The 26,036-nt window shown below is 64.6% G+C and carries 10 protein-coding genes; 6 read left to right on the top strand and 4 right to left on the bottom strand.

The features are described 5' to 3' along the window. Nucleotides 1–3 precede the first annotated feature (3 nt). A complete protein-coding gene (locus tag HU764_RS19265) occupies nucleotides 4–849 on the bottom strand; it encodes an AAA family ATPase (protein WP_186703825.1) in 846 nt (281 codons plus the stop codon). A 212-nt stretch (nucleotides 850–1,061) separates the two neighbouring features. After that, nucleotides 1,062–2,135 carry a DUF748 domain-containing protein gene (locus HU764_RS19260; RefSeq protein ID WP_186680913.1) on the bottom strand — a complete coding sequence of 358 codons (1,074 nt, stop codon included), beginning with the start codon at nucleotides 2,133–2,135 and terminating at the stop codon, nucleotides 1,062–1,064. Between the two features lie 133 nt (nucleotides 2,136–2,268). Between HU764_RS19260 and cysK the strand changes: the two genes are divergently transcribed. Together cysK and HU764_RS19250 are read left to right on the top strand one after the other, a co-directional pair. After that, nucleotides 2,269–3,243 carry a cysteine synthase A gene (gene cysK, locus HU764_RS19255; protein ID WP_027594589.1) on the top strand — a complete coding sequence of 325 codons (975 nt, stop codon included), beginning with the start codon at nucleotides 2,269–2,271 and terminating at the stop codon, nucleotides 3,241–3,243. Nucleotides 3,244–3,415: 172 nt separating this feature from the next. Next, entirely contained in the window at nucleotides 3,416–4,351 is a 936-nt protein-coding gene (locus tag HU764_RS19250; RefSeq protein ID WP_186703826.1) for an aspartyl/asparaginyl beta-hydroxylase domain-containing protein, read from the top strand. A 161-nt stretch (nucleotides 4,352–4,512) separates the two neighbouring features. Here the strand turns inward: HU764_RS19250 and HU764_RS19245 are convergent, their stop codons facing one another. Together HU764_RS19245 and azu are read right to left on the bottom strand one after the other, a co-directional pair. Further along, nucleotides 4,513–6,165, bottom strand: a complete 1,653-nt coding sequence (locus HU764_RS19245; protein ID WP_186703827.1) for a cyclic peptide export ABC transporter — start codon at nucleotides 6,163–6,165, stop codon at nucleotides 4,513–4,515. A gap of 46 nt (nucleotides 6,166–6,211) precedes the next feature. Then, the gene (gene azu, locus HU764_RS19240; RefSeq protein WP_186703828.1) at nucleotides 6,212–6,664 is read right to left on the bottom strand and encodes an azurin; all 453 of its coding nucleotides are present in this window, start codon (nucleotides 6,662–6,664) and stop codon (nucleotides 6,212–6,214) included. 179 nt (nucleotides 6,665–6,843) lie between these two features. Between azu and HU764_RS19235 the strand changes: the two genes are divergently transcribed. From HU764_RS19235 to HU764_RS19220, 4 genes are all read left to right on the top strand, one after another. Then, nucleotides 6,844–7,827, top strand: coding sequence for a TauD/TfdA family dioxygenase (locus HU764_RS19235; protein WP_186680907.1), 984 nt, complete (start codon nucleotides 6,844–6,846; stop codon nucleotides 7,825–7,827). A gap of 367 nt (nucleotides 7,828–8,194) precedes the next feature. Then, nucleotides 8,195–14,674 carry a non-ribosomal peptide synthetase gene (locus tag HU764_RS19230; RefSeq protein WP_186703829.1) on the top strand — a complete coding sequence of 2,160 codons (6,480 nt, stop codon included), beginning with the start codon at nucleotides 8,195–8,197 and terminating at the stop codon, nucleotides 14,672–14,674. A gap of 1 nt (nucleotide 14,675) precedes the next feature. Beyond that, entirely contained in the window at nucleotides 14,676–22,520 is a 7,845-nt protein-coding gene (locus tag HU764_RS19225; protein WP_217835012.1) for a non-ribosomal peptide synthetase, read from the top strand. 144 nt (nucleotides 22,521–22,664) lie between these two features. Then, nucleotides 22,665–26,018, top strand: coding sequence for a non-ribosomal peptide synthetase (locus HU764_RS19220; protein ID WP_186683343.1), 3,354 nt, complete (start codon nucleotides 22,665–22,667; stop codon nucleotides 26,016–26,018). Nucleotides 26,019–26,036: the final 18 nt, after the last annotated feature.

The following is a 26,036-nucleotide window of genomic DNA, read 5'->3' as shown; positions in this document are numbered from 1 at the left end:
CCCTCAGCGGTTGCCGCGCCGGCTCATGAACGCCAGGCGCTCGAGCAATTGAACGTCCTGCTCGTTCTTCACCAGGGCGCCCGCCAGGGGTGGGATGGCCTTGGTCGGGTCACGCTCGCGCAGCACCGCTTCGCCGATGTTGTCGGCCATCAGCAGCTTGAGCCAGTCGACCAGCTCGGAGGTGGAGGGCTTTTTCTTCAGGCCCGGCACCTTGCGCACGTCGAAGAACACGTCCAGCGCCTCGCTGACCAGCGATTGTTTGATGTTCGGGTAGTGCACGTCGACGATCTGTTGCAGCGTGGCGCGGTCGGGGAAGGCGATGTAGTGGAAGAAGCAGCGGCGCAGGAAGGCGTCGGGCAGTTCTTTTTCGTTGTTCGAGGTAATGATGATGATCGGGCGCTGCTTGGCCTTGATGGTCTCGTCGGTTTCGTAGACATAGAACTCCATCTTGTCGAGTTCTTGCAGCAGGTCGTTGGGGAACTCGATGTCGGCCTTGTCGATTTCGTCGATCAGCAGGATGACCCGCTCTTCAGCCTCGAAGGCTTCCCAGAGCTTGCCCTTTTTCAGGTAGTTGCGCACATCGTGGACTTTATCGGTGCCCAACTGCGAGTCGCGCAGGCGGCTGACCGCGTCGTACTCGTAGAGGCCTTGGTGGGCCTTGGTGGTGGACTTGATGTGCCAGGTGATCAGGCGGGCGCCGAAGGAGGCGGCGAGCTGTTCGGCGAGCATGGTCTTGCCAGTGCCCGGTTCGCCTTTGACCAGCAGCGGGCGTTCGAGGGTGATGGCCGCGTTTACCGCCAGTTTCAGGTCGTCTGTGGCGACGTAGTCGCGGGTGCCTTCGAACTTCATGGGAGTGTCCTCTGCGGGTGGCTGTGCCGGCCCTTTCGCGGGGCAAGCCCGCTCCCACTGGGGTTATGCAGTCTCTGTGGGAGCGGGCTTGCCCCGCGAAAGGGCCGGCACAGGCAACACATGTTTATCATTTGTCAGCGACTATACCCCGGCCCCGGACGCCTGCAAACGCAGACCGGGTATTCAGTCCCTGAATGCCCCGTCACGCGCTTTCAGTCGGACTTTGGCGCAGGCTGCTCATACCGGGCATTGAACGCCTGGACAAAGCCATTGCGCAGGATCTGCAAAAACGCCTCGAAGGCACTGACATCCTGCTTGTGCACGCTGCCACTAAGCTCCACCCGGGTGGCGAACTGGTTTTTCGGCTGGTTTTTCAACACCGATTCGGTGCCCCCCACCAGCGCCTCCCACACCGAGCGGAAAAAGCCCTTGTCCTTGTTCTGCACGTCTTGCTGCCAGTTGAACACATCGACATCGCGCAGCAACGGCTTGATATAGCCCGTAAGCCGGCCTTTCTCAGCCTGGGCTTCGATCACCAGGTCGCCATGCCCGGCATTGAAGTCGAACTTGCCATAAGCGCTGGCAAAGTCATTGAGCTTGCGCAACTGAATGCCGGTGGCGCGCAGGCGGAATTCGAAGTCGTCGAAGTCGCTGAACGGGTCGAAGGTGGCGCGGCTCTCCACCTTGGCATCCCCGAACAACACGGCATGGGCGTCGAAACTGGCGTCGCGCCGGCCTTTTTCGTTGCGCACGTTGGTCAGGTTACGAATGCTGGCGTCGAGCTGGGTGGCCTTGAGGTTGACGGGGGGCTTGGAGGTGAAGTTGCGAAAGGTCAGCACGCCGTCTTCAATGCGTAATTCGTTGAGGGTGATCGGCAGCAGTTTTTCCAGTTGTTGGCGCCAATCGGTGCCACGGCCGGTCTGTGACGCCTGCTTGCTGCCGCCATCGACAAAGTTCAGCGCTGGCCGCACGAAGGTCACCTCGGCCACTACGGCGCGGTCGTACCACAACGCGTGCCAGCTCACCGACAGGTCGATCAAGGGCGCATCGAGCAGCGGCACCGGGACCTTGCCGCTGGTCTTGACGATCTTCAGGCCGTTGATCTGGTAAGCGCCGCGCCACCAGGCCAGGTCGACGTCGACGACCTGGCCGCGGTAGTCACCCATGTCGGCCAGCTTGTCGTTGAGGTAGTCGCGCACCAGGTAGGGCAGGGCCAGGTGCAGGGCCACCAGCAGCACGACCAGGCTGGCCAGGCCGACCAGCGGCCAGCGGTAGCGACCTTTCATCGAAGGTTCTCCTAGGCTGGATGTGCGGTTGACCGCAGCCGCCGCCTGGGAGTTCGAACAGGCTTTACGGGGCAACGGGGCAGGCTTACCCTTGAAGTCTTTCCCTGCATCTTCATGTTCAAGGACCCCTGCCATGAGCCGTATCTACGCAGACAACGCCCATTCCATCGGTAACACGCCGCTGGTGCAGATCAACCGCATCGCCCCGCGTGGGGTGACCATCCTGGCCAAGATCGAAGGGCGCAACCCGGGCTATTCGGTCAAATGCCGGATCGGCGCGAACATGGTCTGGGACGCCGAAAGCAGCGGCAAGCTCAAGCCCGGCATGACCATCGTCGAGCCCACCTCGGGCAACACCGGCATTGGCCTGGCGTTCGTTGCCGCCGCCCGTGGCTACAAGCTGATCCTGACCATGCCGGCCTCGATGAGCTTGGAGCGGCGCAAAGTGCTCAAGGCCTTGGGTGCCGAATTGGTGCTGACCGAGCCGGCCAAGGGCATGAAGGGCGCCATCGAGAAGGCCAACGAAATCGTTAACTCCGACCCGGCCCAGTACTTCCAGCCAGGCCAGTTCGAAAACCCGGCCAACCCGGCAATCCATGAAAAGACCACCGGCCCGGAGATCTGGAACGACACCGACGGCGCCGTCGATGTGCTGGTGGCCGGTGTAGGCACTGGCGGTACCATCACCGGCGTTTCGCGCTACATCAAGCAGACCCAGGGCAAGTCGATCCTCTCGGTGGCGGTGGAGCCGGTGGCCTCGCCGCTGATCAGCCAGACCCTGGCCGGTGAAGAACTCAAGCCCAGCCCGCACAAGATCCAGGGCATTGGTGCGGGCTTCGTGCCGAAGAACCTCGACCTTTCCATGGTCGACCAGGTCGAGACGGTGACTGACGAAGAGTCCAAGGCCATGGCCATTCGGCTGATGCAGGAAGAGGGCATTTTGTGCGGTATTTCCTGTGGCGCAGCGATGGCAGCGGCAGTGCGCCTGGCCGAAAAACCAGAGATGCAGGGTAAGACCATCGTCGTAATCCTGCCCGACTCTGGCGAGCGTTACCTGTCGAGCATGCTGTTCAGCGATATGTTCAGCGAGCAGGAAAACCAGCAGTAATCGCCTCGTCCTCTGATCAGGCGCAACACTCGGCAATCCGGTTTATTGCAGAATCTTCATGAATGAGATCCCGTCCAGGTTGTTTTTACCGGGGCGGGATGGGTTTATGATGGCCGGATGATTTTTTCGGGAGCAGGCGGCGCAGGCCTGCTTCCTTTCCAAGGAGTGTTGCATGACCTTTTCCTTTGCAGCCAAGGCGGGTGTCCTGCTGGTGTTTTTCGGCAGCGTGCTGTTCGTGCACCTGCGCGGCAAGGCGCGCCTGCCGGTGTTGCGCCAGTTCGTCAACCATTCGGCGCTGTTCGCCCCCTATAACGCCTTGATGTACCTGTTTTCTGGCGTGCCGTCCAAGCCGTACCTGGACCGCCAGCGCTTCCCTGAACTGGATGTGCTGAAGGACAACTGGCAGGAAATCCGCGAAGAGGCCATGCGCCTGTTCGACGAGGGCTATATTCGCGCAGCTGAAAAAGACAACGACGCCGGCTTCGGTTCGTTCTTCAAGAAGGGCTGGAAGCGCTTCTACCTGAAGTGGTACGACAAACCGCTGCCGTCGGCCGAGGCCCTGTGCCCGCGCACCGTCGAGCTGGTCAGCAGCATCCCCAACGTCAAGGGCGCGATGTTCGCCTTGCTGCCCGGTGGCAGCCACCTGAACCCGCACCGCGACCCGTTCGCCGGCTCGTTGCGCTATCACCTGGGCTTGTCCACGCCCAATTCCGAAGACTGCCGCATCTACGTCGATGGCCAGGTGTATGCCTGGCGTGACGGCGAGGACGTGATGTTCGATGAGACCTACGTGCATTGGGTCAAGAACGAGACCGACGTCACCCGCGTGATCTTGTTCTGCGACATCGAACGCCCGCTGAGCAGCCCGCTGATGACCCGCATCAACCGCCAAGTCAGTGCCTTCCTCGGCCGCGCCACCGCGCCGCAGAACACCGACGACGAGCGCGTCGGCGGGATCAACCAGGCGTATGCCTGGAGCAAGCGTTTCAGCAACAAGATCAGCAGCCACGTGAAGCAGTTCAAGCGCGCCAACCCCAAGGCTTACCGCATTTTGCGGCCGGTGTTGGCGGTGGTGGTGGCGTATCTGTTGTACCGCTGGTTGTTCTGATTGCTAATTGCCCGCAGCGCCAGGTGTTCCTGGCGCTTGCAGACGACCCTTTTTCGGGGTTTATAGTGATTTATAGATCGATTATAGAGCCATTATAGATAGCGCAAAAAAAGGGCGGCCATTGTCGTGACCGCCCCTAGCCAAGCCCGCGCTACGCTACTTCACGCCGGCTCTAACGCCTCGACCACCTTCCCGCGGCTCAGGTGCACCACCTTGTCCGCCGTATCGAAGTAGCGGTCATCATGCGAGATCACGATGATGGTCTTGCCCAGCCGCTTCAGGTCCGGCAGCAGCTCGGTGTAAAACACCCGGCGGAAGGTCGGGTCCTGGTCCGCCGCCCATTCGTCGAACACCAATACCGGCCGGCCATCCAGCCAAGCGTTGACCAGCGCCAGGCGTTTGCGTTGGCCGGTGGAAAGGTCGGTGGTGGTAAACGCACCATCGCGCACGCTCACCTTATGGGCGATTTCCAGCCGCTCCAGGTAGCGCGTGGCATCGCTGGGCAGGCTGTGCTCGTGCTCGGGCAGGTCTTCGAACAGGTAGTAGTCGGCGAATACGGTGGTGAACAGCTGGCGATAGTCGTCCAGGCCCTGCGGGTCAACGGCCTTGCCGTTCAGGCGTACTTCGCCGCGTTGCGGGGTATACAGGCCCAGCAGCAGCTTGATCAGCGAGGTCTTGCCGCAGCCGTTTTCGCCGACGATGAACAGGATCTCGCCCGGCGCGATGCTCAGGTTCACCGGCCCGACGCGGAAGGGTTCGTTACCGTCCACCGGTGGGTAGGCGTATTCGACATTGTGCAGCTCCAGGTGCGCGCTGCCGGGGGCGGTGTGCTTGACCGGCTGGTCCAGCAGCAGGTGCGGTTCGGGCGAGGAAAAGCGCTCGGACAGGTCGGCGATGCGGCGGAACGCCACTTGCGCGCGGCCGAGAATCGGCAGGTTGCCGATCAGCGTCTCCAGCGGGCCTTTCATGTACAGCAGCACCAGCACGAAGCCGCTCATTACGGCCGGGTCGTTGCTCGGCCACAGCGACTGCAGGGCCAGGGTCAGGCCGATGACCACGAAGAACAGCATCGAGCCGAGGCTCTTGGCGGCCACGAAGATGTTGATGGCGCGAATGTGGGTGTTGGCGATGAAGTCGGCGGTGCCCTGGATGTTGCTGGTCAGCATGGCATGGCGGCGGCGGCGGTCGATGCGCAGTTCTTTGGCGCCTTCGGCAATCGCCGAGTAGTGCTTTTGCAGGTTGTCCTCGGCATCGCGGGCGGCGTTGAAACCGGCCACGCCTTTTTGCCGGGCCACGTACTGCACGGCGCTGCCGATGCCGATCGCTACCAGGGTGATCAGGAAGATCGGCCACGACAGCCAGGCCAGGTAGGCCAGGCAGCCGATCACCGTGGTCAGCGAGATGGCCAGCGGGGCGAAGGCGAAGGCGAAGTCGCTGATGGTGTCGACGTCGCGGGTCAGCACTGGGATCAGGCGGTGGGTGCGGTAGCGCTCGATCTGCTCGATCGGCGCCGACAGCACCTTGGCGCCGAGGTCTTTGCGCAGCCGGGCGATGACCTTCTGGCCTACGTAGTTGGTGCCACTGTCGGCGGCCACGCTGCTCACCAGCGCCAGCACGCACAGGCCGGCGAAGGCCAGGATCACGCCCTGGCTCATGCCATCGGGGGCATGCAGGCCCTGGTTGACGGTGGCCAGCAGCGCGGTCACGGCCAGGCCGCCGACCATGCCCAGCAGCACCGAGACGATGACCGCTGGGCGGTAGGGTTTGAGCAGGCCCAGCAATTCGCGGATGGCCCCGGGGGAAGACGTTTTCATGAAGCGCGATCTCGGTGAGGGAGTGGAGGTGGGCGGCGCGGCGGGGTCAGCTCCCGAGGGCCAGGGTGCCCTTCATCAAGGTGCTGTGGAACGGGAACGAGCAGTAGAAGCTGTAGGCAGTGCCGGCCTTCAACGACCGGGTGTCGAGGGTGACGCTGTCTTTTTCGCCACCGCCAATCAGGCGGGTATGGGCGATGACCCGGGTATCGCCGGGCTTCACGTAGTCCTGGGCCTCGCCTGCCTTCAGGCCGTCGTCCAGCACGCCCTGCATGTCTGCCTGGGTGCTCAGGACCCAGTTATGGCCCATCACGTTCTTCGGCATTTCGCCAGGGTGGGCGAGGGTGACGGTGAACGACGTGCAGGCCTTGGGGATGGTGATTTCGGCCTTGTCGAAGGTCATCTGGTCGGTGCCGTGGATGTCCACGGCGCAGTGCTCGGCCGACCAGGCGACGGCAGGGGCCGCGGCAAGCAAGGCGAGGAGCAGAAGCTGGCGAGTCATGTAGGGTTCCTGGACGATAAAAGGGTGCACATCGTTCAGACGAACCGGCGCGCGTTCGCTTTACCTGTGTGTTCGCGCGGGTGAATTTCTGCCGGGCATGCTCGTTCATCTAGTCAGGCGCCCTGATGGCGCAGCATCCCTTTCGCCGCCACGGCGGCCCTGGCTTGAGGTGACGGTACATGAGTGAATTGCTGAGCTTTGCGATCGAACCCCTGGACGCTGCCCGCGGCGACCTGCCGTTGTTGGTGCGCGCGCCGGAGCCTGGCATCGACCTGCTCGACGCGTTTGACGAGCTGAAACCGCTGGTTGAGCGCCACCTGCTGCACGCAGGCGGCATCCTGTTCAGGGGCTTCCAGGTGGGCGGGGCTGAGGCTTTTCGCCAGTTCGCCGCCGCGTTCGGCCACCCGCTGCTCAACTACGAGTTCGGCTCCACGCCGCGCAGCAACGTGACCCAAGGCGTGTACACCTCGACCGAGTACCCGGCGCACCAGAGCATCCCGCTGCACAACGAGCAGGCCTACACCCTCGAGTGGCCGATGAAGATCTGGTTCTACAGCGTGATCCCCGCCGAGACCGGCGGCGAGACGCCGATTGCCGACAGCCGCGAGGTGTATCGGCGGATGCCAGCGCGTATTCGCGAGCGCTTGGTCGAGAAGGGCCTGATGTATGTGCGCAACTACGGCAACGGCCTGGACGTGGAATGGTCGCAGGTGTTCAACACCGAAGACCCGCGGCAGGTAGAGGCCTACTGCCGTGCGCATGCCATTGAATGCATCTGGAAGGAAGATGGCGAGTTGCGCACACGCCAACGCTGCCAGGTGGTAGCGCGTCATCCGGTGACGGGGGAGGACGTGTGGTTCAACCAGGCGCACCTGTTCCATGTGTCGAACCTGCAGCCGGAGGTGCGGGAGTCGTTGATGGACATCGTCGAGGAAGAGGACCTGCCGCGTAATGTGTATTACGGCGATGGCTCGACCATTGAGGACGCGTTGCTTGATGAGGTACGCGGGGTGTTGGATGAGTGCGCCATCCGTTTCCCTTGGCTGGAGAATGATGTGCTGATGCTCGACAACATGCTCGCGGCGCATGCGCGTTCGCCGTTTACGGGGAAGCGCAAGGTGGTGGTGGCGATGGCGCAGGGGCATTCGCAGGTGGGGCGGTGAGGAGGTGCATGCCTTGGGAGTTCTGTCGCCTGTGAGACCGAGCGCCGCCCGCGCGGCGCATCGCGAGCAACGCTCGCTCCTACGTTTGTTTTTGGCCAATAACGCCTGTGACAGGCGCGCGCGACCGCCTTGTTTGTTCGACGCGATATCGAGCCATGCGCCAAGGGGCCGCGCGCCAATGCCCCAGGAATAATTGGCCCGAAACAAACGTAGGGGCGAGCGTTGCTCGCGATGCGCCGCGCGGGCGGCGCTCGATCTCACCGGCGCTGCAAAACCCAAGGCATGCACCTATCAGCCCCAACCCCTAAATCAGCCCCCCATGCCTTCGTCTGACAGTTACCGCTCGACTGCCAGGACACCGCTCGACATGAATGCTGAACAGACGCTCAAACTCGCCCGCCGCTTCATCGAACTCAGCCCCGACAAGCGCCGCCTGTTCCTCAAGGCGTTGCAGGGCGAGGGCATGGACTTCTCCGTGCTGCCGATTGCGCCGGGTGTCGAGGTCGACGAGCGTGACCGGTTGTCCTACGCCCAGCGGCGCATGTGGTTCCTCTGGCAACTCGACCCCCAAGGCGCAGCCTATAACCTGCCAATGGCCGTGCGCCTGAATGGCCCATTGGATCTGAGCGCTCTGCAACACGCCTTCGACGCCTTGGTCGCCCGCCACGAAACCCTGCGCACCCGCTTTGTCGCCGACGGCGATGACGTGCGTCAGCACGTGGATGCCGTCGCGGCCCCGCTGCAATTGCGCCAGGACTGCCTGAGCGAGCTGGCCGAAGCGGCCCGCCAACACGCCCTCGAATCGATTGCCGAAGCAGAGGCCCTGGCGCCTTTCGACCTGGCCACCGGCCCGCTGATGCGCGTGCGCCTGCTGCAACTGGCAGCGCAGGAACATGTCCTGCTGCTGACCCTGCACCACATCGTCGCCGATGGCTGGTCGATGAACGTGTTGATCGACGAATTCCTGAACCTCTACGACGCGGCCGTGGCCGGCACCCCAGCCACACTCGAGCCCCTGCCGATCCAGTACCGTGATTATGCCCTGTGGCAGCGCAGCTGGCTCGAGGCCGGTGAGCAGGACCGCCAGCTGGCGTACTGGCAGGCGCGCCTGGGCGATGATCACGCCCCGCTGGAGCTGCCGCTGGACCGCACCCGCAACGGCCGGCCAAGCTACCGCGGCGCCCGCCACACATTCCCGATTGCTGCCGATGTCGCCGAGCGCCTGCGCGGCCTGGCGCGTCGGCACAACGTCACCTTGTTCATGGTTTTGCTGGCGGCCTTCAAGCTGCTGCTGCAGCGCTACAGCGGGCAGGGCGCAATCCGCGTCGGCGTGCCCATCGCCAACCGCAACCGCGCCGAAAGCCTGGGTTTGATCGGCTGCTTCATCAATACCCAAGTGCTGCACACCGAGCTCGACCCGCTGCTGGATATCACCGGCCTGTTGCAGCGTGTGCGCGAAACCGCCGTGGGCGCGCAGAGCCACCAGGACCTGCCGTTCGAGCAACTGGTCGAAGCCTTGGACCTGCCCCGCAGCACCGACAGCCCGCTGTTCCGCGTGCTGTTCAACCATCAGGCCCAGGTGGCGGATGTCGAAGCCATCAAGACCCGCTCCGGGCTGAGCCTGGCGCCGATCACGCTGGAAAAGCACAGCGCCCGTTTCGACCTGGCGCTGGATACCCACGAGCGTGCCGGGCAGTTGCATGCGGCCTTCACCTATGCCCTGGACGTGTTTGATGCGGCCACTGTCGAGGCCCTGGGCGAGCAATGGCTGGCCTTGGTGCAGGCGCTGGCCGATGACACCGCTGGCGCGGTGGGCGAGTTGCCGTTGCCTGGCCTGGCAGCCACTCGGGGTGTGCCAGGTCATTTGGTCGAGCCGCTGCTGGTTCACCAGCGCTTTGCCGACGCCGTCCGCTGCCACCCCACACGCACCGCAGTGATTGCCGCTGGCGAGGCAGCCAGCTACGCCGAACTCGACGCCCGCGCCGAGGCCATCGCCGACAGGCTGGTCGAAGCCGGCGTGCAGCCAGACACCCTGGTCGGCGTGCTGGCTGACCGCAGTGTCGGCATGCTCGCCAGTATCCTCGGCGTGCTCAAGGCGGGCGGCGCGTACCTGCCCCTGGAACCTGAACAACCGGCCGAACGCCTGGCCTACTTGCTCACCGACAGCGGCACCCAGCGGGTGCTGGCCCCTGGCAACTGGCTGGCGGAACTGCCTGAAGGCGTCTCCCGGCTGGCGTGGGAACATACCCAAGCCCTAAGCCAAAACACGCCACGCCCTAGTGCTGCCGCAGCCAACCTCGCCTACGTGATCTATACCTCCGGCACCACCGGCCAGCCCAAGGGCGTCGCGATCAGCCATGGCGCCTTGGGCAACTACGTTGAGGGTATCGCCGCACGCCTGCCGGTGGGGCAGATCCACAGCATGGCGCAAGTCTCGACCCCGGCTGCGGACCTCGGCCACACCATGCTGTTCGGCGCCCTGTGCGGTGGCCAGACCTTGCACCTGATGCTACGCGAGCAAGTGTTGGATGCCGAGGGCTTTGCGGCCTACCTGGCACAGCACCAGGTGGACGCCGTTAAAATTGTGCCCTCGCACCTGGAGGCCATGTTGGTCGCCGGTCGCGCGGCACTGCCTGGCCAGTGCCTGGTGCTGGGCGGCGAAGCCATCAGCCCGGGCCTGCTCGGCAAAATCCGCGCCCTGGCGCCGACACTCAAGGTGTTCAACCACTACGGCCCGACCGAGACCACGGTCGGCGTGCTGGTGGCTGAACTGGACGATCAGGCGTCGCTCGGCCAACCGCTGGCCAACGCAACCGTCAGCGTGCTCGACAGCTGCCTGCAGCCACTGCCGGCCAAGGCCAAGGGCGAGCTGTACATCGGCGGCGCCGGCCTTGCCCGTGGCTACCTCGGCCGCCCGGCGCTCACCGCCGAGCGCTTCGTGCCCGACCCAAGTGGTGCCCACGGCGAACGCCTGTACCGCAGTGGCGACTGGGTACGGCACAACGCCGCTGGCGAGCTGCAGTTTGCCGGGCGCATGGACGGCCAGGTGAAAATCCGCGGTTACCGCGTGGAACTGGCCGAGATCGAGCAGCAGTTGCTTAGCCTGGAAGGCGTCGCCAACGCCGTGGTCCGGGTCAAGGGCCAGGCACCGGAAGCGGTGCTGGCGGCCTGGCTGGTGCCCAGCCAGATGCCGGCAGACAGCCAGGCTTGGCAGGACACGATTCGCGCCACGCTCAAAGGCCTGCTGCCCGAGCACATGGTGCCGACCCACCTGATGGTGCTGGCGCAACTGCCGGTCACGGTCAACGGCAAGGTCGACGTCAAGGCGCTGCCCGAGCCGGTGGCCACCCAGGCGGTTTACCAGGCACCGGTGACCCCGCTGCAGGTGCAACTGGCGCAGATCTGGGCTGAAGTGCTGCAGGTGCCGCAGGTGGGCCTGAGCGACAACTTCTTTGCCTTGGGCGGGCATTCGCTGCTGGCCACCCAGGCCGTATCGCGGGTGCGCAAGCACCTGGGCCTGGACATCCCTCTGCGTACCTTGTTCGACACGGTCGACCTGCAGGCCTTCGCCCAGGCAGTGGCTGAGGGCGAGCAGGGCGCTGGGCTTGAGATCGAGATCCTCGACCGCGAGCAGCCACTGCCGGTGTCCCGCTCGCAAAACCGTCAGTGGCTGTTCTGGAAGCTCAACCCCGAAAGCCTGGCCTACAACACGCCAATGGCCGTGCGCATGCAAGGCACGCTCGACCGTGCTGCGGTGCAGGCCGCGCTGGATGCGCTGGTGGCGCGCCACGAGTCACTGCGCACGGTATTCGTCGAAGCCAACGGTTTGCCGTGGCAACGCATCCTGCCCGCCGCCTCGGTGCCGATCGGTTTCGAAGACCTCAGTGGCCAGGACGAAGCCGCGCAGATGCGCAAGCTGGAGGCCGAAGCCTTCGCCCCGTTCGACCTGGAGCACGGCCCATTGCTGCGTGCCCGCCTGTTCATGGTGCATGCGCAAGAGCACCTGCTGTCGCTGACCCTGCACCACATCGTCTCCGACGGTTGGTCGATGAGCCTGTTGGTACGCGAGTTCGCAGCGGCCTACAACGCGGCGGCCAGCGGCCAGGTGCGGGCCATTGAACCGCTGCCGGTGCAGTACGCCGACTTCGCCGCCTGGCAACGCAAATGGCTGGACGAGGGGCAGATGCAGGCACAGATCGACTATTGGAAAGCGCGCCTTGAAGACGACTTCGAAGTCCTCGAACTGCCCGCCGACCGTATTCGCCCGCAGGTCAAAAGCTACCAGGGCAGCCGCTTCGATGTGCGCCTGCCGCTGGCCCTGACCGAGCGCCTGCGGGCATTGGCGGTGTCGTCCAATGCCACGCTGTTCCATGTCTTTTTGGCGGCCTATGCCATCGTGCTGTCGCGCTACAGCCGCAAGGACACGATCAACATCGGCGTGCCGGTCACCAACCGCAACCGCCTGGAGCTCGAAGGGCTGATCGGCTTCTTCATCAACGTGGTAGTGGCGCGGGTGGGCGTCGATGGCAGCCTGCCGTTCCCGCAACTGCTGGCCGCGATCAAGGAGACCACGTTGCAGGCCCAGGCCAACAAGGACGTGCCGTTCCTTGAGGTGGCCGAAGCCCTGTACCCCGAGCGCGACCAGGGCGTGAACCCGTTCTTCCAGGTGCTGTACAACCATTTGCGCGACTTGGGCGAGCAGGTGTCCAGCGATGCCCTGCTTGGCCTCAAGGTCCGGGAAGTGGACCTGCTGGAGCCGGGCGCGCAATACGACATCTCGCTCAACACCCTGGAACGTTCCGACGGTGTAACGGCCTCGTTCAACTACTCCACCGACCTGTTCGATGCCCCGCGTATCGAGCGCATGGCCGGGCACTGGCAATCGCTGCTCGAAGCCATCTGTGCCGAGCCGCAGCGCTGCATCGCCGAGCTGGACTTCTTGGCCGACGCTGAGCGCCGTCAACTGACTCATGGCTGGAACCCGGCACCGCAGGCCAGCAGCGGCCTGTGTGCGCACCAGTTGCTGGAGCGTCAGGCAAGTGCACGGCCCGACGCCGTGGCGCTTATTTTCGACGACCAGCAACTGAGCTACGCCGAGCTCGACCGCTGCAGTAACCAGTTGGCCCACCGCCTGCGTGCCCTGGGCGTAGGCCCAGACCGCCTGGTAGGTGTAGCCGTCGAGCGCGGCCTGGGCATGGCGCTGGCGCTGATCGCCATTCACAAGGCTGGCGGTGCCTATGTGCCGCTAGACCCGGACTACCCGCAAGAGCGCCTGGCGTACATGGTCGAGGACAGCGGCATCGGCCTGCTGCTGGCCGATGCGCCGTCGCTGGCGCGCTTGCAGCTGGATAAGCAGCTGCCTTGCGTGGTGCTCGAACCCGGCACCCAGTGGCTGCACGCCTGGCCAACCGAGCCGCTGCCGAACTTGGCCGCGCCGCACAACCTCGCCTATGTCATCTACACCTCCGGTTCCACCGGCATGCCCAAGGGTGTGGCCATCGATCACCATGCCTTGTCGGTGTTCTGCCAGGTGGCTGGCGACTACTCGCGCCTGAGCCCGGAAGACCGTGTGCTGCAGTTCGCTACCTTCAGCTTCGACGGCTTCATCGAGCAGTTTTTCCCGCCGCTGGCGCAAGGCGCTTGCGTGGTGCTGCGCGACCTGCGGCTGTGGGACACCAACACCCTGGTGGACGAGATCAACCGCCACGGGGTTACCGTGGCCGACCTGCCGGCGGCCTACTGGCGCCTCCTGGCCCTGGAGCGTCGCGCACCCGAGGCCTATGGCCGGCTCAAGCAGATCCACGTGGGCGGTGAAGCGGTGCCGGAAGATGCCCTGCGCGCCTGGCTGGCCGACGGGCCGCCGGCGGTGCGCCTGCTCAACACCTACGGCCCGACCGAGGCGACTGTGGTCGCCACCACGTTCGACTGCTCGCCAATGACGCCCGAGCAGATCAGCGCAGGCGGCGTACCGATTGGCCGCGCGTTGCCAGGCCGGACCTTGCACGCTCTGGACGACGGCCTGTCGCCGACCCCGGTCGGCGTGTCGGGCGAACTGTTCATCGGCGGGGCAGGGTGCCTGGCGCGGGGTTACCACCAACGCCCATCGCTGACAGCCGAACGCTTCATTCCCGACCCGTTCGACCCCGTGGGTGGAGGCCGGTTGTACCGCACCGGCGACCTCGGTTACTACGACGAGCAGGGGCAACTGGCCTATCGCGGGCGAGCTGACCACCAGGTGAAAGTGCGCGGCTTCCGCATTGAACTGGGCGAGATCGAGCAGTACCTGCGCGCGCACCCGGATGTGCGCGAGGCAACGGTACTGGCCATCGACCTGCCCAGCGGCAAGCAGCTGTGCGCCTATGCCGTGCCTGTCGAAGGCAGCACTGGCGACCTGCGCCAGGCGCTCAAGCAGTACCTCAAGGCCAGCCTGCCGGACTACATGATCCCGTCCTACCTGGTGACCCTGCCGAACATGCCGCTGACCCCCAGCGGCAAGCTCGACCGCAAGGCGCTGCCGCTGCCCGACCCCAGCCAGCCGCAGCACGACTACGAAGCGCCGCAGACCGAACTGCAACAGCAACTGGCGCAGATCTGGGCGCAATTGCTGAACCTCGGCCAGGTTGGCCTGAACGACAACTTCTTCGAGCTCGGCGGCCACTCCCTGCTGGCCGCACAGGCGGTTTCGCGCATCAACGTGGAGCTGGGCCTGGACCTGCCCCTGCGGCTGATCTTCGCCCACCCCGAGCTGCGTGCGTTCGCCCAGGCACTGGACGAGCAGGGCCTGTCGCTGAGCGACGACGGCCTGAGCGATATCGAAAAAATGATGAATGAATTCACAGAGGCCTGACATGGAACTCACTGCAGCACAACGCATTGCCCAACGCTTCGTCGGCCTCCCTGTGGAGCAGCGTCAGCAGATCCTGGAGAAAATGCAGGCCACCGGGCAAAGCTTCCGCCTGTTGCCCATCGTGCCCGCACGCCAGGGCCTGGCGCGCATTCCGTTGTCGTTTGCCCAGCAGCGCTTGCTGTTCCTGTGGCAGTTGGAGCCCGATAGCCCGGCCTATAACGTGCCGATGGCCGTGCGCCTCAAGGGCGCACTCGACCTGGCGGTATTGCAGCAGGCGCTGGATGCGCTGGTCAGCCGCCATGAATCACTGCGTACCCGCTTCGTCTCGGATGAAGGCGAGTTCCATCAGGACATTCTCAACGCCTGCCCGCTGCTGCTGGACGTGGTCGAGTGCCAGGACGATGAAGCCGCCTTGAGCGTGGCTGTCGATGCCGCGCTGAAGCACCCGTTCGACCTGCTGGCCGGGCCGTTGATGCGGGTTACGCTGCTGCGCGTGGACGCTGAGCACCATGTGCTGGCCCTGAGCATGCACCACATCATCTCCGACGGTTGGTCGAGCGACCTGCTGGTGCAGGAATTCATCCAGCTGTACACCGCGTTGGCTGAAGGCCGTCAGGCCGTATTGCCGGCCCTGCCGATCCAGTACGCCGATTATGCGATCTGGCAGCGTGCCTGGCTGGAGGCCGGTGAGGCCCAGCGCCAGCTGGCGTACTGGCAGGCGCAACTGGGTGACGAGCAGCCGTTGCTGAGCCTGCCGCTGGACTTCGAGCGGCCGGCCACGCCGAGCTATCGCGGCGCGGTGCTCAAGCTGAACATCGGCGCCGAGCAGGCCGAGGCTTTGCGCGCCCAGGCACGCAAGGGCGGCCACACCGTATTCGTGCTGATGCTGGCGGCCATGGCGGTGGTGCTGTCGCGCTACAGCGGGCAGTCGGACATCCGCATCGGCGCGCCGAATGCCGGGCGTAACCGCAAAGAGCTGGAAGGCCTGATTGGCTTCTTCATCAATACCCAAGTGCTGCGCGTGCAAGTGGACGAGCGCGCGACCTTCGCTGCGCTGCTGGAGCAGGTCAAGGACGTGATTGGCGGCGCCCAGTCGCATCAGGAACTGCCGTTCGAGCACCTGGTGGATGCCTTGCTGCCAGAGCGCAACCTGGCCCACAACCCGCTGTTCCAGTTCAAGATCAACCAGCACGTGGCGGCCGGCGACCCCTCGCGCAAGCGCCTGGGTGAGCTGGAAGTGGAAGGCTTTGCTCGCGAAGGAGGCGATGCGCGCTTTGACCTGGCCTTCGACTTCTCGGACAAACCCGAAGGCATCGAGGGGTATTTCACCTACGCCACCGACCTGTTCGAGCAGGCCACCATTCAGCGCCTGGCGGATTCGCTGCGGCGCGTGCTGGACGTGCTCAGCCACGCCCCGCACACGCCGATCGTCGAACACCTTGAAGTGGCGGCGCAGCAGAAGGCCGTGCCAGCAGCTTACTCGCACCGCGACTTCCTCGCCTTGTGGCACCAGGCGATGGCCCAAGGGCAGGCCCAAGGTGGCGTGCGCGCAGGTGACCGCTTCATGACCCAGGCCGGGCTGGACGCTGCGTCCAACCGCGTGGCCGACTACCTGCGCCAGCGCGGCGTCGGTGCTGGCAGCATCGTTGCCCTGTGCCTGCCGCGCTCCATCGAGTGGGTCACAGCCTTGCTGGCAGTCCTCAAGACCGGGGCCGCCTACCTGCCGCTGGACACCCAGCAGCCGGAGGAGCGCTTGCAGCAGTTGATCGTCGACAGTGGCGCTGCCGTGCTGCTGCATGAGCCGGGCGATACACGCTTCGCGGGCCTCGACGGGGTGCAGGCGGTTGCCTGTGAGCCCGCCACCTGGGCAGGCTGCAGGGACAGCCGGGTAGAGGTTGCAGTCAGCCCTGAACAGCCGGCCTACCTCATCTACACCTCGGGCTCGACCGGCCAGCCGAAAGGCGTGGTGGTCAGCCACGGGTCGCTGGCCAGCTACATCCAGGCCGTGCTGGAGCGCCTGCAACTGCCCGCCGGTGCGAGCATGACCATGGTGTCCACCACCGCCGCCGACCTGGGCCACACCGTGCTGTTCGGGGCCCTGGCCTCGGGCCGCCTGCTGCATTTGTTGCCGCAGGAGCTGGCCTTCGACCCCGACGGCTTCGCCAGCTACATGGCGCAGCACCAGGTGGGCGTGGTTAAGCTGGTGCCAAGCCACCTGCAAGGCCTGCTGCAAGCGTCCCGCGCCGCCGAGGTGCTGCCCGCCGAGGCGTTGATTCTGGGCGGCGAAGCGTGCCCTTGGAGCCTGCTGGAAAAAGTCCGTGAATTGCGCCCGGGGTGCCGGGTGATCAACCACTACGGCCCAACCGAGACCACGGTCGGCGTGCTGACCTTCGAGCCAGGCCAGCGTTTGCAAGGCTGCCGCACGGTGCCGGTTGGTCGCCCGCTGGGCAATGCCTGCGCCCAGGTGCTCGATGGTTACCTCAACCCGCTGGCGCCGCACGTGGCCGGCGAGCTGTACCTGGGTGGGCAGGGCGTTGCTCAGGGCTACCTGGGCCAGCCGGGGCTGACGGCCGAACGCTTTGTACCGGCCCCGGGTGGCGCCCGCCTGTACCGCACGGGCGACCGAGCGCGAATGAGTGCTGAAGGCCTGATCGAATTCATCGGGCGTGCCGATGACCAAGTGAAAATCCGTGGCTATCGCGTCGAGCCGGGTGAAATCGGCCGAGTCATCGCCGGGCTGCCCGGTGTCAGCGACGCCGTGGTCCTGGCCGTGCCGCTGGAAGGCGATGCCGAGCGCCTGCAGTTGGTGGCCTACGTGGTGGCTGAAGGGGGCATGAGCACGCAGCAGTTGCAGGCGCACCTGCAGACGCGCCTGCCTGACTACATGGTGCCCGCACACATCCTGTTGCTCGAGCGCCTGCCACTGACCGCCAACGGCAAGCTCGACAAGCGTGCCTTGCCCACACCGGGCGCGGTAAGCCGCGGCTATGTGGCCCCAGAAGGCGAGGTCGAAGAAAAGCTCGCCGCCGTGTGGGCCGATGTGCTCAAGCTGGAACGCGTGGGCAGCAGCGACAACTTCTTCGAGTTGGGTGGCGACTCCATCCTTAGCCTGCAGATCATTGCCCGGGCCAAGCGCCAAGGCATCAAGATCACCCCCAAGCAGCTGTTCGAACAGCAGACCGTTGGCCAACTGGCCCAGGTCGCCAAGCGCATCGAAGCCAAGCAACCGCTTGCAGCCCCCGTGGATACCGCGACCCGCGGTGAGGTGGCGCTGCTGCCGGCCCAGGTGCGTTTCTTCGAGATGGACATCGCCCAGCCTGCGCACTGGAACCAGTCGGTGCTGCTGAAGCCGGCCCAGCGTGTGCAAGTGGAGCACCTGGAAGCGGCCCTGCGTGCGGTGCTGGAACAGCACGACGCTTTGCGCCTGCGCTTCAGCCGCCAGAACGGCCAGTGGCAGGCCTGCTTCCAGGCCTTGGACGCTTCGCCGGTGCTGCGCCAGCGCAGCCTCGCGGCGTTGAGCGAACTGGACGCTGCGGGCACCGAGGTGCAAGCCAGCCTCGAGCTGGAGCACGGGCCGCTGCTGCGTGCCGAACTGTTCGACGTCGCCGATGGTCAGCAGCGTTTGCTGTTGGTCATCCACCACTTGGTGGTAGACGGCGTGTCCTGGCGGGTACTGCTGGAGGACCTGCAAGAGGCCTATCAGCAACGCCTGAACGGGCAGGTCGTTAGCCTGCCGGCCAAAACCTGCGGCGTGAAAGCCTGGGCAGAGCGCCTGGCCGCTCACGCCAGCAGCCCAGCGCTGCACGCCCAGGCTGACTACTGGCAGCAGGTGCTGCAAGGCAGCCCGGCAGAACTGCCGCGTGACAACCCGCAGGGCAGCCTGGGCAACCAGCATGCCCGCACCGCTGCATCGCGCCTGGATGCCGCGCGTACCGCCCAGTTGCTGAAGCAGGCACCCGCCGCCTACCGCACCCAGGTCAACGACCTGCTGCTGACCGCGCTGGCGCGTACCCTGTGCCAGTGGAGCGCGCAGGACGAGGTGCTGGTGCAACTGGAAGGCCATGGCCGCGAAGACCTGTTCGACGACCTTGACCTCAGCCGCACGGTGGGTTGGTTCACCAGCGTGTTCCCGGTACGCCTTGCCCCTGGCCAGGCGCTGGGCCCGTCGATCAAGGCAATCAAAGAGCAATTGCGCGCGGTGCCGGACAAGGGCATCGGTTACGGCCTGCTGCGTTACCTGGGCGATACCCCGGTGCGTGAGCGGCTCAGCGGCACTGCGCAGCCACGCGTCACCTTCAACTACCTGGGCCAGTTCGACAGCAGTTTCACGACCGACGATACCGTCTTGTTCAGCCCGAGCGGCGAAAGCGCCGGGCGTACCCAATGCGCCGGTGCGCAACTGGGCAACTGGCTGAGCATCACCGGCCAGGTGTATGGCGGCGAGCTGTTCCTGGAGTGGACCTACAGCGAAGACGTCTACCACCCGGAAACCATCCAGCAGCTGGCCCAGGCCTACGAGCAGGCACTGGCCGAGTTGGTCGAGCATTGCTGCCAGGCGCAGCACCACGGCGTGACGCCTTCGGACGTCCCCTTGGCCGCGCTCACCCAGGGCCAGTTGGACAGCTTGCCTGTACCTGCAGCGCAGATCGCCGATGTGTATCCGCTGTCGCCGATGCAGCAGGGCATGCTGTTCCACACGCTCTACGACCATCAGGCCGGCAACTACATCAACCAGTTGCGCGTCGATGTCGAGGGGCTGGATGTACAGCGCTTCAAGCAGGCCTGGCAGGCTGTGCTCGATGCCCATGACATCCTGCGCAGCGGTTTCGTCCTGCAGGGCGAGCTGGAGCAGGCCGTGCAGGTGGTGCGCAAATCGGTGGCGTTGCCGTGCAGCGAGCATGACTGGCGTGGCCAGCCGGCGCTTGAGCAGGCCCTGCAGGCGCTGGCCGAAGGGGAGCGCCAACAAGGGTTCGACCTGACCGAAGCGCCGCTGCTGCGCCTGGTGCTGGTCCGTATCGACGATGACCGTTACCACTTGATCTACACCAACCACCACATCTTGATGGATGGCTGGAGCACCTCACGCCTCCTGGGTGAAGTGCTGCAACGTTACGCAGGCATGGCGCTAAAGGCCCAGGCCACGCACTACCGCGACTATATCGCCTGGCTGCAAGGCCAGGACGCGGCGGTCGCCGAAGCCTTCTGGCAGGCCCAACTGGCCGCGCTCGATGAGCCGACGCGCCTGGCCCAGGCCATTGCCGGTTGCGCAGGCGATGCCGGCAGCGGCTACGGTGATCATCGCCTGGCCCTCGATGCCGAGCAGACCGCCCGCATCGAAGCCTTCGCCCGGGCTAACCGCGTCACCGTCAACACCTTGGTGCAATCGGCCTGGCTGCTGCTGTTGCAGCGCTATACCGGCCAGGCCAGTGTCTGCTTCGGCGCCACCGTGGCCGGCCGCCCGGCAGATTTGCCAGGCGTTGAGGAGCAGATCGGCCTGTTCATCAACACCCTGCCGGTGATTGGCGCGCCCCGCGCCGAGCAGCGTGTCGGCGAGTGGATCGCCCAGGTTCAAGGCTGCAACCTGGCGTTGCGCGAGTTCGAGCACACCCCGTTGTACGACGTGCAGCGCTGGGCCGGGCAGGGCGGTGACGCGCTGTTCGACAGCATTCTGGTGTTCGAAAACTACCCGGTGTCCGAGGCGCTGCAACAAGGCGCGCCGGGCGGGTTGCGCTTTGGCGACGTGGCTGTGCAAGAGCAGACCAACTACCCGCTGACGCTGGTAGTAGAACTGGGCGCGACCCTGTCGATGCAATACAGCCATGACCGTGCCCTGTGGAGCGACGAGAGCATTGGCCGGTTGGCGGGTTATTTCACTCGCCTACTGCAGGCATTGGTCGCCGATGCGGATGCAGTAGTCGGCGAGCTGCCGATGCTGAGCCTGCAAGAGCAGCAGATGATGGTCGAGGGTTGGAACGACACCGCCGCGACGTACCCGAATGAGCGCAGCATCCACTCACTGATCGAAGCCCAGGTGTTCGCCACCCCGGACGCCCCGGCGTTGATGTTTGGTGAGCAGACCCTGAGCTACGCCGAACTCAACGGCAAAGCCAACCAGCTGGCGCACAAGCTGCGTGAACTGGGCGTTGGCCCGGACGTGCTGGTAGGCATCGCCATGGAGCGCAGCCTGGAGATGGTTATCGGCTTGCTGGGTATCGTCAAAGCCGGTGGCGCCTATGTGCCGCTGGACCCGGAATACCCGCAGGACCGCCTGAGCTACATGTTCGAAGACAGCGGCATTGCCTTGCTGCTGACCCAGTCGCACCTGCGCGATGCCTTGCCGATCCCGGCTGGCCTGCGCAGCCTTGATCTGGATGTCGAGGATTTGACCGGCTACAGCGATGCCAACCCAGGTATCGACGTGGCGCCGCTGAACCTTGCCTACGTGATCTACACCTCCGGCTCCACCGGCCGCCCGAAAGGCGCCGGCAACAGCCACCAGGCACTGGTCAACCGCCTGTGGTGGATGCAGAAAGCCTATGGCCTGGACGCCAGTGACAGCGTGCTGCAGAAAACCCCGTTCAGCTTCGACGTGTCGGTGTGGGAGTTCTTCTGGCCGCTGATGACCGGTGCGCGCCTGGTCATGGCCCAGCCGGGTGCCCACCGCGACCCGCAGCTGCTGGTCGACACCATCAACCAGTACGCCATCAGCACGCTGCACTTCGTGCCGTCGATGCTGCAGGCGTTCATGACCCACGAAGCGGTGGAAAGCTGCCGCAGCCTCAAGCGTGTGGTGTGCAGTGGCGAGGCACTGCCGGCCGAGCTGGCGCGCCAGACCCTGCAGCGCCTGCCAGGGGCGGGCCTGTACAACCTGTACGGCCCGACCGAAGCGGCCATCGACGTCACCCACTGGACCTGCCGCGCGGACGAACGCATCAGCGTGCCGATCGGCCAGCCGATCGACAACCTCAAGACCCACATCCTCGAAGGCAGCCTGCAACCGGCGGTACGCGGCAGTGCCGGCGAGCTGTACCTGGGCGGCGTAGGCCTGGCCCGTGGTTATCACCAGCGCCCGGCGCTGACGGCCGAGCGTTTTGTGCCGGACCCGTTCAGCGACAACGGCGGGCGCCTGTACCGCACCGGTGACCTGGCGCGTTACAACGCCGATGGCGTGATCGACTACGCCGGGCGTCTCGACCACCAGGTGAAGATCCGCGGGTTGCGGATTGAACTGGGTGAAATCGAAGCGCGCCTGCTGGAATTGCCAGCGGTGCAGGAAGCGGTGGTACTGGCCCAGGACGGGCCGAGCGGCAAACAGTTGGTGGGCTATGTGGTACCGGCCGACAGCACGCAAGACGAGGTAGAGTTGCGCGACAGCCTGCGTGAAGCCCTCAAGGCCGGCCTGCCGGATTACATGGTGCCTACGCACCTGCTGTTGCTGAGCACGCTGCCGGTAACACCGAACGGCAAGCTGGACCGCAAGGCCCTGCCGCAACCGGATGCCAGTTTGCTGCAAGGCGAATACATCGAACCCCAGACCGAAATGGAGCAGCAGGTCGCGGCTATCTGGGCCGATGTACTGAAGCTGGAGAAGGTCGGCCTCACTGACAACTTCTTCGCGCTGGGTGGCCATTCCCTGTTGGCGACTTCGGTGATCGTGCGCATTCAGGAGCAAGCCGGTGTTTCTGCCGAGCTGAAAGAGCTCTTCGAGTTCCCTGTCCTGGCTGACTTCAGCCGCCAGCTTGAAGCCAAGGCGCCCGTCATCGACGCTACCCAGGACCAGTTGGCCAAGTCCCTGGCGTTGCTCGACAGCTTGAGCACGGAAGAGCTCGATGAGCTGGTTTCCTAGCTTTTTGACTTAGCAGGGACCGTGTGGGGCCGGCCAACCGGCGCCCACACGGTAAGCGGCGCGAATTTCCATCTAAATCCTTGCCAGTGCTCAATCGTCTACCTACGGAGGAAATTGAAGAGCTGATTTCTTAGGAGATTCCCTGTGCAAGAGCTGCTCGATACGGTCGTATCGTTGTCCACCCAAAAACGTAAGGCGTTGGCAGCCTTGCTCAAGAAACAAGGCGTCAACCTGTATGGGGTCACGCCGATCTTCCCGAGGGATCCAGAAGAGCCGGTACTGCTGTCCTATGCCCAGCAGCGGCTGTGGATACTGTCACAACTGGGGGAGGTGAGTACCGCGTACAACCTCTCGTCCGTCTTGCGCTTCAAAGGGCAGTTGGACACTGCTGCCCTGCAGCGCAGCTTCGAGGCGTTGATCGCCCGTCACGAGACATTGCGCACCACCTTCCGCCTGGAAGGCGAGCAGGCCATACAAGTGGTCCATGCGCACACCCCCTTCGAATTGATGTTCGAACAGCTGGAGCAGGCCGATGACGCCAGCGTGCGTCGTCACGTCGAGCGCGAAGCCCATCTGCCCTTCGACCTGCAAACGGGCCCGCTGTTGCGGGTGAAGTTACTGGGGCTGATGCCGGGCGAGCAGGTACTGGTGCTGACCCTGCACCACATCGTATCTGACGGCTGGTCGATGCCGCTGATGATCAATGAACTGGTGCAGCTCTACCAAGGCTACAGCCAAGGGCAGGCGGTGGACCTGCCTGTGCTGCCGGTGCAGTATGCCGACTACGCCATCTGGCAGCGAAACTGGATGGAGGCCGGCGAGCAGGCGCGACAGCTCGCCTACTGGACCGAACAACTGGGTGACGAACAGCCCGTGCTGGCGCTGCCCACCGACCGGCCGCGGCCCACGACCAGCAGCTACCACGGCGCCCGCGTTACTGTGGCGATCGACAGCACGCTGGCTGGCGCGCTGAAGCAGTTGGCCCAGCAACAGGGCGCCACGCCCTTCATGGTGTTGTTGGCCAGCTTCCAGGCATTGCTGCACCGCTACAGCGGGCAGTGCGATATCCGTGTCGGTGTGCCCGTCGCCAACCGTAATCGGGTCGAGACCGAGCGGCTGATCGGCTTCTTCGTCAACACTCAAGTGCTGCGCGCAGAATTCGACCTGCAGATGACCTTTACTGCGCTGCTGCAACAGGTCAAGCAACGTGTGCTGGGTGCTCAGGCGCACCAGGACCTGCCGTTCGAGCAACTGGTAGAGGCCCTGCAGACCGAGCGCAACCTCAGTCACAGCCCTTTGTTCCAGGTGATGTACAACCACCAGACCCAGGCCAAGGGCGAGCGCCGCCGTCTGCAGGGGCTGGAGATGGAAGAATTGGCCTGGGACAGCCACACGGCCAAGTTCGACCTGACCCTGGACACCTTCGAGCATGAGCAAGGCATCAGTGCTGCGCTGACCTATGCCACTGACCTGTTCGAGGCTAAGACTATCGAACACATGGCCCGGCACTGGCTGAACCTGCTGCAGGGGATTGTTCACGAACCACAGCAGCGCGTTGTCGATCTGCCTCTGCTGGCAGAACAAGAGCAGGCCCGAATCATTCAGGACTGGAACCGCAACCCGGCGAAATTCCCCAGCGAGCACACGCTTCATCAGTTGATCGAAGCCCAGGTCGCGTTGTCGCCGGATTCACCCGCCTTGAGTTTTGCCGGCCAGACACTGAGCTACGGCGAATTGAACCGCCGCGCCAACCGCTTGGCGCACAAACTGTGCGAACTGGGTGTCGGGCCCGACGTACTGGTGGGGCTTGCCGTGGAGCGCAGCCTGGACATGGTCGTCGGCCTGCTCGGCATCCTCAAGGCGGGCGGCGCTTATGTGCCGCTGGACCCGGAATACCCCCAGGATCGCCTTGCCTACCTGTTCGAGGACAGTGGCATCGGCTTGTTGGTGACCCAAAGCCACGTGCGCGATGCCTTGCCGATTACGCCAGGCATGCAGACCGTGAACCTGGACGATAGGGCGCTGGCCGACTACAGCGAGGCAAACCTTGATCACGTGGTATCACCGCAGAACCTGGCGTATGTGATCTACACCTCGGGTTCCACGGGCAAACCCAAGGGTGCGCTGCTGGCGCACCAAAACGTGGTGCGCTTGTTCGCGGCGACCCAGGACTGGTTCCGGTTCGATGCCAGCGACGTATGGACGGTGTTCCACTCCTACGCGTTCGACTTTTCCGTGTGGGAGCTGTACGGCGCGCTGCTGTATGGCGGCAAGGCGGTCATTGTGCCGAGGGATGTGGCGCGTTCACCGCAGGATTTCCATGCGTTGTTGGTCAGCGAGCAGGTCACAGTCCTGAACCAGACGCCCTCGGCGTTTCAGCAACTGATCCCGCTGGCCTGCAACGCAGCGCAGGCTGGCAACCTGCTGGCACTGCGGCATGTGGTGTTTGGCGGTGAGGCGTTGGATGTGAGCAGCCTCAAGCCCTGGTTCGACGTTTTCGGTGACCACCAGCCGCGCCTGATCAACATGTATGGCATCACCGAGACCACGGTGCATGTGACCTATCGGCCAATCCGCCGGGATGACCTCAAACAGGTTGGCAGCAGCCCGATTGGCGAGGTGATTCCTGACCTGAGCTGGTACCTGCTGGACGGCGCCTTGAACACGATCGTGCCCGGTAGCCAGGGTGAGCTGATGATTGGCCAGGAGGGCCTGGCACGTGGCTATCACGGTCGCCCGGCGTTGACTGCAGAGCGTTTCGTACCGAACCCATTCGATAGCCACGGTGGCCGCCTGTACCGCTCGGGAGACTTGGCCCGCTATGGCGGTGATGGCGTGATCGAGTACCTGGGGCGCATCGATCACCAGGTGAAGATTCGTGGTTTCCGTATCGAGTTGGGTGAGATCGAAGCACGCCTTCAGGAGCAGGGCGCAGTGCGCCAGGGGGTGGTGGTTGCCCAGGATGGCCAGCATGGCAAACAGTTGGTGGGGTATGTGGTACCTGTCGACAGCGCGGTCCTGGACAGCCTCGAAGGCCAGGTTGTGCTGCGGGCTTCCCTGCGCGAAGCGCTCAAGGCAAGCCTGCCGGAATACATGGTGCCGACTCAGGTGCTGTTCCTCGCCAGCTTGCCGCTGACCGGCAACGGCAAGCTGGACCGCAAGGCGCTGCCGCAACCGGACGCCAGCCTGCTGCAGGGCCAGTTCACGGCGCCACAAAGTGCATTGGAGCAACGGATCGCAGTGGTCTGGGCCGATGTGCTGAAGCTGGACAAGGTGGGCCTTTACGACAACTTCTTTGAACTGGGTGGCCACTCCTTGCTGGCGACCCAGGTGATGGCTCGCCTGCAGGTTGAGCTGGGCATCAACTTGCCGCTCGCCTTGCTGTTCCAGGCCCAAAACCTGCAGGCATACGCAGCCATGATCAGTGGCTTGAATTCCAATACCGATGCAGACCTGGATGACCTCCAGGACTTCATGAGCGAGCTTGAGGCAGTTTGAGATGCAAACGGACAACAG

Origin of the sequence: Pseudomonas kermanshahensis (assembly GCF_014269205.2) — a bacterium.
GTDB lineage: Bacteria > Pseudomonadota > Gammaproteobacteria > Pseudomonadales > Pseudomonadaceae > Aquipseudomonas > Aquipseudomonas kermanshahensis.
The sequence above is the reverse complement of the archived record's forward strand: the minus strand, read 5'-3'. Positions and strand labels throughout refer to the sequence as shown.